This is a genomic window from Bradyrhizobium sp. PRIMUS42 (assembly GCF_023006515.1).
In the GTDB taxonomy this organism is placed as follows: Bacteria; Pseudomonadota; Alphaproteobacteria; order Rhizobiales; family Xanthobacteraceae; genus Bradyrhizobium.
The window spans coordinates 20,385-33,015 of the sequence record NZ_JALBGZ010000016.1; the positions used below are offsets into that span (position 1 = coordinate 20,385).

Annotated in this window: 10 protein-coding genes; 5 read left to right on the forward strand and 5 right to left on the reverse strand. The window is 63.1% G+C overall.

Annotated elements, in window-relative coordinates; translation table 11 throughout:
- The first annotated feature begins 210 nt into the window (after positions 1 to 210).
- The 3 genes from MOV75_RS03615 to MOV75_RS42425 are packed head-to-tail and all read left to right on the forward strand — an operon-like array spanning position 211 to position 1,944.
- Positions 211 to 1,629, forward strand: a complete 1,419-nt coding sequence (locus tag MOV75_RS03615) for an OFA family MFS transporter (protein ID WP_246919147.1) — start codon at positions 211 to 213, stop codon at positions 1,627 to 1,629.
- 26 nt (positions 1,630 to 1,655) lie between these two features.
- Positions 1,656 to 1,814, forward strand: coding sequence for a hypothetical protein (locus MOV75_RS03620; RefSeq protein ID WP_246919145.1), 159 nt, complete (start codon positions 1,656 to 1,658; stop codon positions 1,812 to 1,814).
- 4 nt (positions 1,815 to 1,818) lie between these two features.
- On the forward strand, positions 1,819 to 1,944 hold the full coding sequence (locus MOV75_RS42425; RefSeq protein WP_256468842.1) for a hypothetical protein: 126 nt from the start codon (positions 1,819 to 1,821) through the stop codon (positions 1,942 to 1,944).
- A 96-nt stretch (positions 1,945 to 2,040) separates the two neighbouring features.
- Here MOV75_RS42425 and MOV75_RS03625 read toward each other — a convergent pair whose 3' ends face one another.
- From MOV75_RS03625 to MOV75_RS03635, 3 genes are all read right to left on the reverse strand, one after another.
- Complete coding sequence (locus MOV75_RS03625; protein ID WP_246919143.1) at positions 2,041 to 2,934, reverse strand: LysR family transcriptional regulator; 894 nt, start codon at positions 2,932 to 2,934, stop codon at positions 2,041 to 2,043.
- A gap of 101 nt (positions 2,935 to 3,035) precedes the next feature.
- A complete protein-coding gene (locus MOV75_RS03630) occupies positions 3,036 to 6,191 on the reverse strand; it encodes an adenylate/guanylate cyclase domain-containing protein (protein ID WP_246919141.1) in 3,156 nt (1,051 codons plus the stop codon).
- Between the two features lie 213 nt (positions 6,192 to 6,404).
- Positions 6,405 to 7,769: an FAD-binding protein gene (locus tag MOV75_RS03635; RefSeq protein ID WP_246919196.1), complete on the reverse strand. Its 1,365-nt coding sequence runs from the start codon at positions 7,767 to 7,769 to the stop codon at positions 6,405 to 6,407.
- A gap of 323 nt (positions 7,770 to 8,092) precedes the next feature.
- Here MOV75_RS03635 and MOV75_RS03640 point away from each other — a divergent pair, with 323 nt between their 5' ends.
- Positions 8,093 to 9,931 (forward strand): peroxidase family protein, encoded by a 1,839-nt coding sequence (locus tag MOV75_RS03640; RefSeq protein ID WP_246919139.1) that lies wholly within the window; start codon positions 8,093 to 8,095, stop codon positions 9,929 to 9,931.
- Positions 9,916 to 10,815 (forward strand): hypothetical protein, encoded by a 900-nt coding sequence (locus tag MOV75_RS03645; protein ID WP_246919137.1) that lies wholly within the window; start codon positions 9,916 to 9,918, stop codon positions 10,813 to 10,815. The genes MOV75_RS03640 and MOV75_RS03645 overlap by 16 nt, the downstream gene beginning before the upstream one ends.
- Before the next feature lie 47 nt (positions 10,816 to 10,862).
- Here MOV75_RS03645 and MOV75_RS03650 read toward each other — a convergent pair whose 3' ends face one another.
- Together MOV75_RS03650 and glpX are read right to left on the reverse strand one after the other, a co-directional pair.
- Positions 10,863 to 11,582: a haloacid dehalogenase type II gene (locus MOV75_RS03650; protein ID WP_247004869.1), complete on the reverse strand. Its 720-nt coding sequence runs from the start codon at positions 11,580 to 11,582 to the stop codon at positions 10,863 to 10,865.
- A 146-nt stretch (positions 11,583 to 11,728) separates the two neighbouring features.
- On the reverse strand, positions 11,729 to 12,631 hold a 903-nt coding region (gene glpX, locus MOV75_RS03655), incomplete at its 5' end, for a class II fructose-bisphosphatase (RefSeq protein WP_247004871.1).

Genomic DNA, 12,631 nt, shown 5'->3' on the forward strand with positions numbered 1-12,631 from the left:
CTCGCCTCACCAGGTCCGGACAGCGCGCGCTGTCCGGACCTTTTGCTTGCAACCGGCTCCGCGTATCTCCGCGCCGATATATCGATAACTCAGATAATAACAGTCGATATTATTCGTTTGTCAAAACCATTCTCCTGCGTAGCTTGAGGACGCGATCGCCCGCAGCCGGACGGCTGCGCCCAGAAGGGCGACGCGCCAGGAGGATTTTCGATGACGACCACGCTCGATGCATCGGGGCTGCCCTCACGCTCCCTGCTGTCGTTCCTCGATCGCGAGCACACGGTTGCAAGGCCCGGGTACAGCAGGTGGATGGTGCCGCCTGCGGCGCTCTGCGTGCATCTGTGTATCGGGCAGGCCTACGCTTTCAGCGTCTTCAACCTGCCGATGACCAAGCTGATCGGCATCACCCAATCAGTTCCGGGTGACTGGAAGCTCACGGAACTCGGCTGGATCTTTTCCATCGCGATGGTCTTCCTGGGGTTGTCGGCTGCAGTGTTCGGACGCTGGGTCGAGGAAGGCGGTCCGCGGCGTGCGATGTTCACCGCCGGCGTCGCCTGGGCGAGTGCCTTTTTGATCTCGGCGCTCGGCGTCCATCTCCACAGTCTCTGGATCATCTATTTTGGCTACGGCGTGATCGGAGGCTGCGCGCTCGGCATCGGCTACATTTCGCCGGTCTCGACGCTGATGAAATGGTTTCCCGATCGGCCGGGCATGGCGACCGGCATGGCGATCATGGGCTTCGGCGGCGGCGCGCTGATCGCCTCCCCCTTCTCCGTCTGGCTGATGAGCAGGTTCGCCAGCGCGACCGACGTCGGCGTCTTCGGCGCCTTCATCACGCTAGGCTGCGTCTACTTCGTCTTCATGATGGTCGGCTCGGCTATCGTCCGGGTGCCGGCGCCGGGCTGGAAGCCGGAAGGCTACGTGCCGCCGGCAACCGCCACCAAGCTGATGACGAAGAACGACGTGTTCGTCTATCAGGCGATCAAGACGCCGCAGTTCTGGCTGATCTGGCTCGTGTTATTCTGCAACACCACCGCGGGCATCGGCGTACTCGGCCAGGCTTCGGCGATGAGCCAGGAGATGTTCCCGGGACACATCACCGCGGTCGCGGCCGCGGGTCTCGTCGGGCTGATGAGTCTCTTCAACATGGGCGGACGCTTCAGCTGGGCCTCATTGTCCGACTTCATCGGACGGAAGAACACCTATTTCGTCTACATGGTGCTCGGCTTCGCGCTTTACGTGACCGTGCCTTATGCCGGCGCAAGCGGCAATGTCGTGCTGTTCGTGCTGTGCTTCCTGATCATCGTCAGCATGTATGGCGGCGGCTTTTCCACGGTGCCGGCCTATCTGCGCGACATGTTCGGCACGCGTTATGTCGGGGCCATCCACGGCATCCTGCTCACGGCATGGTCGATGGCCGGCATCGCCGGGCCGGTGCTGATCAACTACATCCGCGAATACAACGTCACCCATGGCGTGCCGAAGGCCCAGGCCTACAACACCACCATGTACATCATGGCCGGACTGCTCGTGGTCGGTTTCCTCGCCAATCTCTGCGTCCGCGCCGTCGACAAGCGCCATCACATGACAGACGACGACAAGGCAGGTCTCGAACCGGCGCGCGCTTGAGGCGCGGCGAGCAAAAAGGAGCAACCATGACGACGACACCGCGAAGCGAGGCATCGTTCTCCCAGCTGCTGCTGAACTGGGTCGCCTATCGGCTGTCCCGGACCATGGCGGCGATCAAGCCGGCATATCGCGCCAGCGAGATCGCGGCGGCGGTCGCGGCCGGCAACAACCCCTCGGGGGCATGATATCATGCAGAACGCTCAGACGGCGAGGACCACACCGCTGCAATTGGCGCTGGCCTGGAGCTTTGCGGGCGTCCCCCTGCTCGCAGGTGTCATCCAGACCCTGCTCAACGCCATGAAGCTGTTTCAATAGGCAAGAGGCCGATGCGCCCCACGGACAGGCACGCAACGCTGCTGGCAACGCGCGGCGGTTGATCAGCGACAGACGCGGGTAGCTTCGAACAGCTCGTCAGCGACGCTTGCGTGTGGCACGCGCCGGCGTTTCCATCATGCGGCGGGTCTGCTCGGCGGCGAGGTCGCGCATGATCGCGACCGCGCTCTGCACGTGATCATCGGGCTGGTCGACTGAGTGGACGACATAGGCCGGCATCGAGAATTTCGGCGCCCCCGCCACCAGATGCAGGCGCCGAGCCTTGAGCAGCGGCTCGACGATGCGGTGCGCGAAGTAGCCGGAGCCGCCATTGGCGAGCACGTGCTCAAGGCCGAGCCAGCCGATGTTTGCCGTCAGCGCGGACCCCGCGAAATTGGGAAAGACGGCGCTGTGGCGGGCATAGAATTCCGGCCCCCAGTCGACATAGACGTAACCATCCTGCGGCTCCGGATCGCTTTTGGGGTTGGTCGAGACCAGCACAAGCTGCTCCTCGATCAGCAACTCGACCTTGAGGCCCGGGCGGCTTTGCGGCGTGTACATCACGCCGATGTCGATGCGGCCTTCGACCAGCCCTTGCATCAACTCCGGCTCCAGCGCGCTTTCCGCGCGGATGGAGATATGCGGATTGACCTCCTGCATGCGCGGCACCCAGAGCAGCAGAAATTCCTCCCACAAACCGATACGGCCGCCGACGACGAGCGCGCCGCTGAATCCCTTGGGGATTCCGACGTCGTGTCGGGCCTGTTCGACGGTGCGAACAAGTGTCGAAGCGTGACGCTGAAACTGACGGCCCGCCGCCGTCAGCGCCGCGCCGGCCTTGTTGCGAACGAACAGCGTGCAGCCAAGCAGCTCTTCGAGCGAGTGAATCCGCGTGCTGACTGTGGACTGGCTGACGTGAAGGCGCTCGGCGGCCGTGATGAAATTCCCCGTCGCGACCACGGTCAGGAATGTACGCGCGAGCTCGGTGTCCACCGGCGTCCCCACAAATCGAAATTATCGATATGAAAGGCAGTCTCTACAGGGATGTCAAATTGGAAAATGGGGGATACCGGCTCGATCCCGGATCTGAGCCGTCAAACGCGCGAGCGGTCCTCGAGATCGCGCAACAGCCTCTTGGCATCCGCACGATCGCCGCGCTCTGGTTGACCCGCGAATAGCTGCAATTCCTGCTGCAGCAGCGTGCGAGCGCGGTCAGTCTGGCCTCTGACGGCGAGCAGGCTCGCCAGCCCTTCGGCGGCACGCAAGCCAAATCCTCGCTGGCCACGCCGGTGGGCGAGCGCCAGGGCCAGCTCGAAATTCTGCTCCGCGAGCATGGTGTCGTTGATTTGCGCATGCGAAGCAAACCGCCCTTCGATACGCAGGCACTCGACCTCGTACCAGTAATTGCCGCCCCGCCCGAAGACGTTGCGCGCCTGATCGAGGCAACGTCGGGCATCCGCCATCCTGTCGACGCGGAGATAGGCCTCGGCCAGCCAGCAAAGATAGGTGGGCAGCCAGTAGACGAGGTGCGCCGTCTGCAGGAAATCACGCTGCTTCTCGAGCACATCGATGCCCTCCGCGAGGCGGCCGCTTTCGAGGTCGGCCCAACCGAGAAACGTCCGCGCCACCGAGACCCAGAGCGGCAGCTCCCGTCTGATCGCCCCATCGAGCGTGCGTTGCGCGAGCGCCCGGACCGTCTGCACATCCCGCTCCAGCGTGTGGAGCATGCAGGCATGCGCGTAGGCATAACCAAGGGTATGGGCATGCGCCAATTGCTGGGCATGGCCGAGTGCCTCCTGGCCGTGCGCGATCGCCTCGCTCACTCGGCCGACCAGCCAGCAGCAAATGCACAGGTTGGACAGGCTCGTGATCTGCACGTCGGTGCCGTAGATCACGGCCGTCGCGCGGTCGGCGGCAGCATCGTAGAGCTTGGCCGCCCGATCGAGATGGACGCACGCCTGCTCGGTCTCCCCGTCGAGCAACGACGTGCCGAGCAACCGATGACCGACCATCCGATCGGCCCTCGTTCCCTTTTGCTCGGCGAGCGTCAGAAAGTCTCGCGCCAGCGTGCCCGCCTCCCGGACGTTGCTTGCCACGCGCAGGTAAGACCATCTGGCGTACAGCGCCGGAAAGATGCGCGGATCGTTATCGAGGGCACGGCAGAGCTCGATCGCACGGCTGCTCACATCGGCGACCGCGTCGGCGCCAAATCCCTGGACCGCGATCGTCGGTCCGATCAGCGCGATCTGGGCGTTCAGCTCCAGATTGTCCCGTTCAAGCCCTGCTGGAAGCCTCCTGATCTCCTCCAGCGCCATGTTGAGTTCGGCAATCGCCTCCAGATTTGCCGAACGTTCTGCTGCCTGCTGGGCCGCTCTAAGCCACATCTGTGCCGCTCGGGAGGTGCGTCCGGCCTCGGACAGATGCTGCGCGAGATAGCCGGGTTCGGTGGTGGCAACCTCCGGAAGATGGAGCTCGATCTCCTCAGCCACGCGGTCGTGAAGCTCCCGCCTCTGGCGTTTGAGAAGCGAATAATAGGCGACGTCCCGGACCAGGACATGCTTGAAGGAGTAGACCTTTTCATCGTCATCGCGCTCAAGCCCGATCAGTCCAGACGCTCGCAGTCGCTCGAGGGCGGGATCGAGGGCGTCGTGAAGCTCGCCGGCAACGGCGGCAAGAAGCCGATGCGAAAAGCTTCGGCCAATCACCGACGCGAGCTGCGCGACCGCCTTTGCATTGCCGAGCCGCTCCAGACGCAGCATCAGGGAGTCGTAGAGCGCCGATGGCACCTCTGAAGGTCCGCTCGCGCCAGCCCTTCTGACGCCGGGATCGACCTGTCCGGTCTCCAGGGCAGCCGCCGCCAACTCTTCGACGAACAGCGGCACACCGTCCGATCGCGCGACAATCTGCTGGAGCAACTGGCTTGGCAGTTGCTTGTCGCGTACGACCGATCCTGCAAGATCGCGGCAGTGCTCGTCGTCGAGACGTTGAAGCACGATGCGCAGGATCATCGGCGACACGTTACCGATGACAGACGCCCGGCTGGTGACCACCAGCAGGTTCCGCGTGCCACCGATCTGGCCGGCAATGCGCTCGACAATCTCGATCGTCGACGGATCCGTCCAGTGAAAATCCTCGACCAGGATCAGGCTGGCCTCGCCGCGCGTCAGCGAGATCAACAGCCGCACCGCCGCATCGCGCGTCTTCCGACGCTGCTCATGCGCGTCGGGGATTGTTGTCGGACCTGACGCCGCCGGCACCGGCAAACCGAGCATCTGACCGATCAGTGTCAACTGCTCCTCGTCGCCGCCGGACGTTGCGGCCATGAAATCACGCAGACGCGCCAAGTTCACCTCGGCGTCGTCATCCCTGCCAATGCCGATGCGCTGCTCAAGCGCTCTGATGATCGGGTATAGCGGCGTGTTCTGATGCGGGCCGGAGGCCTGGATCGCCAGGATCAGGTCGTCCGGCAAAGCCGCCCTTTCGATCAGCTCCAGTGCCAGGCGCGATTTGCCGATGCCGGGCTCCCCGGTGATCTCCACCGTACGCCCCTGCCCGGTCTTCGCCAGCTCCCAGGCCTGCAGCAACTGGCCCAATTCGGTGACCCTGCCGACGAGGCGCGAGGCATTGCGATGGCGGGCGCGGTGGCCGACACCGTCTTCCGACGTCTCGCCTGCGACGAGAAAGACCTCGACCTTCCGCGACAGACCCTTGAGCGAACGCATGCCTAGCGGCTGCAAGGCGAATCTGCCTCGCAGCAGGCGCTTTGTCTCACCACTGATCACGAGCGAACCGGGCTCGCCCATTTCCAGCAACCGGAATGCGATGTTGGGTGTATCGCCGACGATCTCGGTCGCATCGTGCACATGACCCGGCCCCGCCCTGCCGATCACCGCTACTCCCGTATGCACGCCGATCCGAACGCGAAGCGGTTCCCGGATCGCCGCGATCGCTCGCTCGCTCAACTCCCGAATTGCCCGCAACAACAGCAGACCGCAGCGTACCGCGCTCTCGGCCTCGTTTTCCGATGCGAGGGGATAACCGAACTCGGCACGAATGCCGTCGCCGATGTAGTTGACGACACTGCCGCCAGCGTTCGCGATGCACTGCGAGCTGATCGCCTGAAATTCCAACAATATCTCGCGCAAGTCCTCGGTGTCGCAGCGCTCGGAGAGGCCCGTTGAATCAACGACGTCGCAGAACAAGACCGTCAGCTGACGGCGTTCGGTTGCTCTGTCGTGAGGATCGTCCATCACCCACTCCGGAATTACGACATTTTCGGCGTTTCGAGCTGTCGCCCTACCTTTTCCCGGGGGCGACAAGACTGCGCCATTCTTCCCAAACAAGTCCACAACGCTTTCGGCGACCATCCGTCAGCCGCACTGTCTCGATCCCGCCGGGCGCAGCATCAGCCCAGATCGGGCTTGTCGGCACGTTCACTCCCGTCCTCGGCTTCGAGCCGATCCTCACGGGCTAAGCAAATCCGCAAAGAACGGATTCAACATGCGCCCGTGCGGATCCTGGCGTCTGACTTGCTCAGAGAACTCCGTCCATCTCGCCCCATACGCCGCCGTGACATGGTGCTTTGTGATGAACGGACTCTGGTTCAGCAGAGGAATGCCATTCCTCTTGGACGCAAACTCGTTGAACTCCTTCAAAAACCCGTCCCACGCCGGCCTGTCCGTATAGGCGTGAATGGGATCGACCGAAAAAACATCTCCGTCATGCGAGTAGGACAGCAACGAATGCTCGTCCTTCCGGATGAAGTAGGAACCAAGCGCCATATTGCAGCGGAAGTCGTGCTCTTTAAAATACTTCTCGCTGAAGTCCACATAATCGCGCAGCACGTTCAGCCACTCACCGCGCGGGAATGTCCAGAATGTGAATGCATAACGCGCCGATGGCGCCGTCTCGCTGTAGTCGATCGTCTTGTCGGGATTGTACAAGGTCGCGCCGCCGACCAGGTGCAGGAACGACATCAGCAGCCTGTTGCCGACGAACCATGTGTCGAGTGTGGCATCCCTGAGAGCCTTGGTTGGAATGCTGCTGTCGATGAACCTGCCGACGCGGGCTTCCGCATAATTCCAGAGGGTGCGGCGGCTGGCGGCGAACAACGTCCCTAACGGACCGATCCTGTCGATGGGATGTCGCGTCTGGAAGTGCGCCTTTCGACCGACCGTCCAGCAGATCAGACCTCGCGACGCATCGATGATCCCGTCCACTTCCTTCTCGGTCAGTTCTGCGATCGGGCGCGGCAAATAGCTGAAGCGGATCGCCTCCAGCCGCGTGATCCGAAACGTCACTTCGTAGATGACGCCGGACAAGCCGTAACTCGAGCGCATGAAGTACATCAGATGCGGGTCTTTGTCCTGCGACGCTTCCGCCATCTCGCCGCTGGGCGTCACCCATTTGATCGCCGTGATGTACGAGCCGACCTGCCCAAACTCGCCACCATCCAGTCCGTCCTTGGTGTGGCAACAGGCCGCCGCCCCCAGCGTCATGTTCCCGATCTCGATATTGGTCAGAAACTGGAGGTTCATCGCCCGTAGCGCCCGAGATGCGACAATGAACTGGAGGCCCGCCTCGGCCGTGAACGTCATGCCATGTGGGTCGATCTTGAGGATGCGGCTCATCGCGGACATGTCGATGATCGTGCCGTCCGAGGACGCGCAAGGCGTCAAGGAATGATAACTGCCCATGGCCCGGACAGGGCTTGGGTAGCGCTCGGTATCCCTGAGGATCGATTGTATCTCCTCGACGGATCGCGGCGACACCAGTTGCGCGGGAGAGCTTGTGATCCCGCCATCGTAATTGCGAACCATACTGCCCATCTGCGTCACCCCCTCGACGGCGAAACACGCAACTTAAGATGGCTCTTCTGTCCTGCCGACGCCGGTGTCGGCCTGGTCTTCACGAGGTTGAAGCGCGTTGCCGCGCAGCTTCGCCCCGCACGCAAATTCAGCCGGGCCGCCTGACGCAGCCTGGGCTGCATGGCATCCTATCCGAGCAAACATTCAACCGACAGGGGAAATTGTACGACGGGGCGACCGCAGCTTCCAGCACGTCGCGTTGGCAAGCGAGGCATTTTGGTGCTATTAAGCAGCATTTATAGTTGCAATCCCAATTGATTTCACGCGGTTGTTTGGGAGCGTCAATGTCCCGCGAAAACGATGGTTTTGTCTTCCATCGTGGCCTGCTCCAGGCGATCCTGGATGTCGTCTTTCGGGTCATCAACTTCTTCGTCAGATGGGACCATCTGCCGACGCTGCTCGGATCCGCCAATCTTTCGGTTTTCCGCGAACGGTTGCGGGAGCACAACCTCCACCATACGGGTTACGGCACGACGCCGCCTGGCTGGAGCACCGGTAATGAGCGGTGGCGCTCCGCCGATGGCTCGTTCAACAGCCTCGACCATCCGCGCATGGGCATGGCGGGCGCCCGGTTCGGACGCAATTTCCCGCTGCCGGAATGCGCGCCGGACAACGTAGACGACCTGCTCGAACCCAGCCCGCGCGTGATTTCGATGGAATTGCTGGCGCGCGACACCTTCATTCCCGCGACCAGCCTCAATCTGTTGGCCGCCGCCTGGATCCAGTTCGAAACGCATAATTGGTTCAGTCATGGGGTTCCCGAGCCGGAAAACGAGTTCAAAATCCCATTGAAGCCGGGCGATACCTGGCCCGAAGACGAACGGGTCGACGGCTGCATGAGGATTCGCCGGACTGTCCCCGACCGAACGCCGCGTGAACCATGGCTGGGCGCAACACCCACATTCCGCAATTTCAATTCGCACTGGTGGGACGCCGGACAGATCTACGGCAGCAATCGCGACCGACAGATGGAAATCCGTTCCAAGGTCGACGGAAAGATCGAGGTCGGCAGCGATGGAATGCTTCCCGCCGATCCAGCTCATCCGGGCGCCGATCTCACCGGATTCTCCGACAATTGGTGGGTCGGGCTCAGCCTGCTCCACAATCTGTTCGCGCGTGAGCACAATGTCATCTGCGATGGCCTGAAGACACGGTATCCGAGCTGGAATGACGAGGAACTATTCCAGCGCGCGCGCCTGATCAACGCGGCCCTGATCGCCAAGATCCACACCATCGAATGGACGCCGGGCATCCTCGGCCATCCTGCGCTGGACTTCAGCATGCGCGCCAACTGGTCGGGGATACCGTGCCGGGTGCTGCGAGCAGTGCTCGGCAAGAACAGCGAAGCCGCCTATGGCATCATCCGCTCCCCGACGGATCAGCATAGCGCGCCCTACGCAATGACCGAGGAATTCACCGCGGTCTATCGCCTGCACCCGCTGATCCCTGATGACATGGATGTGCGACGGATCGGCGCTGCGGGAGTTGAACACTGCAAGCTGGTCGATATGCAGGGACGCGCCACCCGCAAGTTCATGGAGACGCACGGCTTCGTCGACCTGCTGTACTCGTTCGGCACGGCACATCCCGGCGCCATTCGCTTGCACAATTACCCCAACTTCCTCCGCCAGTTCGAAAAGGACGGCCAACCGCTGCTCGACATGGCCGCCATCGATATCATGCGCGACCGCGAGCGCGGCGTGCCGCGCTACAACCGGTTCCGCGAGCTGGTTGGCAAGAAGCGGGTCAGGACATTCGAGGAGATCACCAGCATTCCCGGCGCGGCAAAGAAGATGCGCGCGATCTACAAGGGCGACGTTGACCGCGTCGATCTGATGGTCGGACTGTTGGCCGAGGATCTGCCGGACGGTTTTGGCTTCAGCGATACCGCCTTCCGCATCTTCATCCTGATGGCATCGCGGCGCCTCAAGAGCGACCGCTTCTTCACAGACGACTACCGGGCGGAAATCTACACTGATTTCGGTCTGGACTGGATCCAGAACAACGGAATGAAATCAGTGCTGCTGCGGCATGTGCCGCAGCTCGGCCCGGCGCTCGAGGGCGTCAACAACGCCTTTGCCCCCTGGAACGTGCTGCGAGGCTCGGCGTGGCCCTCATCATAACCATTCCGGGCCTTGTCCGCCTCGCCCTCGTCCGCAAGCCGGACGAACTCCTCCGCGTCAACGATGCGGCTACGGTCACTCGCTCGCTGTCCGGCCGCGGAGGCCTGTTCAATCGCTCGGTCGCGGCAAAGCTCGCGGTTTTCCGCGGCCCCGATGGCGACATCTGGCCGGCATTTCGCGACCGGCATGATCCGCTGCGCGCTTCGCATCAGGCCTCGCTCGAATCCGCCCTTTCGAATACCGATGCGCTGTTGCAACAGATCGCGCCGGAGATCACCGAGCTCGGCAATTACGTCGGCGGCCGGCGCGCGCATCGCAGCATGGGCGTCGTTGTACAGCAGGCCGTAGGCCGGCTGTTCTTCCCTGACTATGTCGCGAGCGAGGAGTCCTACGCCGCCGCGCGCACGTTGCAGGCCTGGTTGTCGGCCTGGCCGCTGCGTGCAGCCTGGATCAGGCGCAGCGGCGCGCTGAAGGCAGCGCTCGATCAAATCCAGGCGGCCTCGCGCGGCAACATGGCTTGCGCGCACGCAACTGCGCTCGCAATGGACAACATCGTGAAATCGATCGAGCTGATGCGCGAGCTGGCGCTCCATGGCGACAATCTGACGAAGATCGAGCCGAAGGACGCGCTGTTTCGCACCCTGCGCGCGCCGGCGCGCGTGGTCCGCGAGGCGCGCGACGGAGACTTCATCGGTCTGATCCGGCTGCGGTCGCGCACGCTGGTCATGCTGGCGGTCGAAAATGCCCGGCAGCAACGCGCCTCCGACCCGGGCTTCGCATTCTTTGCCGGTGCCTGGAATCAGTGTCCCGCGCACGGCCTTGTCCCGGCCTTGCTCAGCAACGTCTGGCAGGCGGCCAGGACGCGCGCGACAGCAAGCGCTTGAAGAACGCCGCGCAACGTCGTCGGCAATCGCCCTAAAGCAGGATGGAATTAGCAGGCGAGCTTATCCGCGATCCCGCCAAAGTCCTTCGCGACGATATCCCAGTTGCCGGTCGCCTCGAAATCGACCTTCTGAAGCGGCCCATACTCTGTCGGCCGTGCCACGAAGGCGGTCTTCAGCCCGTTCTTCTGCGCAGCTGCGAGATCGCCGTTGTGGGCGGCGACCATCATCACCTCTTCCGGCTTGAGGCCGAGCAGGCGCGCAGCGCCGAGATAGGTCTCGGGATCGGGCTTGTAATGCGCGAACAGCTCGGCCGACAGGATCAGATCCCACGGCAGGCCGGTGAACTTCGCCATGTTGGTGAGCAGCGCGACGTTGCCGTTCGAGAGCGGCGAGATCACGAATTTTGTTTTCAACCGGGTCAGGCCCGCGACGCTGTCGGGCCAGGCGTGCAGGCGGTGCCAGCCTTTGGTGAGATGATCGAGATCGGCCTCGGTGAGACCCTTGATCGAGAATTGATCGATCAGCTTTTCCAGCGAGCGGCGGTGCAGATCATCGAGCATGACATAGCCACGCTCGGGATGTTTGCGCACGTCGTCCATCGAGGCCATGTACATGCCGCGCCAGCCGTCGACCAAAGCGGTCCAGTCGGCGGCGATGCCGCGCTGTTTGCCCCACCACATGAAGTCTGTGATCAGACTGGTGCGCCAGTCCACCACAGTGCCGAACACGTCGAACACGAGGGCTTTGACGGCCGAGAGATCCGACATGTGCGCTTTCCCTGATTGTTCTTGTTATCATTCCGGGGCGCGCAGAGCGCGAGCCCGGAATCCATTTCGCACCGGGCTCCGCGGCCCGATGGATTCCGGGTCTCGCTTTGCGAGCTCCGGAATGACGGTAGTTGTTGTTACATCGCTTAGTCCAGATGGAACTTGGCCAGCTCGCGGTGCTCGGCCTTGATGTAGCGCACGGTGCCGGTGACGGAGCGCATCACCACCGTCTCGGTCTCGATCACGCCGTCCTTGCGGAATTTGACACCCGAGAGCAGCGAGCCCGTGGTGACGCCGGTGGCGGCGAACAGGCAGTCGCCGCGTGCCATGTCCTCGATGCCGTAGATCATCTTGGGATCGTTGACGCCCATCTTGGCGGCGCGCTCGCGCTTCTCGTCGGAATCGAGGATGAGGCGGCACTGCATCTGGCCGCCGATGCAGCGCAGCGCCACAGCCGCGAGCACGCCTTCAGGCGCGCCGCCGGTGCCGAGATACATGTCGACGCCGGTATTATCAGGATCGGCGCAATGGATCACGCCGGCGACGTCGCCGTCGGTGATCAGGCGCACGGCGGCGCCGGTCGAGCGCACGCTTTCGATGATGCTGGCATGGCGCGGACGATCGAGCACGAGAACCGTGATGCCCTCAGGCTGGACACCCTTGGCCTTGGCGAGGCGGCGGACGTTGTCGGCCGGTGTCGCATCGAGATCGACGACGCCCTTGCCGTAACCCGGACCGATCGCGAGCTTCTGCATGTAGACGTCGGGGGCGTGCAGCAGCGTGCCGCCGTCGGCCATCGCCATCGTGGCAATCGAGCCCGGCATGTTCTTGGCGCACAGCGTGGTGCCTTCGAGCGGATCGACCGCAATGTCGACCTGCGGGCCGGCGTTCAGGCCAACTTTCTCGCCGATGAAGAGCATCGGCGCCTCGTCGCGCTCGCCCTCGCCGATCACGATGGTGCCCTCGATCGGGAGCTTGTTGAGCTCGCGGCGCATCGCATCCACCGCAGCCTGGTCGGCCGCCTTCTCGTTGCCGTGCCCGCGCAGCCG

Coding starts and splice junctions, on each gene's coding strand:
- MOV75_RS03615 (WP_246919147.1), top strand. CDS start 211: ATGACGACCACGCTCGATGCATCGGGGCTGCCCTCACGCTCCCTGCTG.
- MOV75_RS03620 (WP_246919145.1), top strand. CDS start 1,656: ATGACGACGACACCGCGAAGCGAGGCATCGTTCTCCCAGCTGCTGCTG.
- MOV75_RS42425 (WP_256468842.1), top strand. CDS start 1,819: ATGCAGAACGCTCAGACGGCGAGGACCACACCGCTGCAATTGGCGCTG.
- MOV75_RS03630 (WP_246919141.1), bottom strand. CDS start 6,191: ATGGACGATCCTCACGACAGAGCAACCGAACGCCGTCAGCTGACGGTC.
- MOV75_RS03635 (WP_246919196.1), bottom strand. CDS start 7,769: ATGGGCAGTATGGTTCGCAATTACGATGGCGGGATCACAAGCTCTCCC.
- MOV75_RS03640 (WP_246919139.1), top strand. CDS start 8,093: ATGTCCCGCGAAAACGATGGTTTTGTCTTCCATCGTGGCCTGCTCCAG.
- MOV75_RS03650 (WP_247004869.1), bottom strand. CDS start 11,582: ATGTCGGATCTCTCGGCCGTCAAAGCCCTCGTGTTCGACGTGTTCGGC.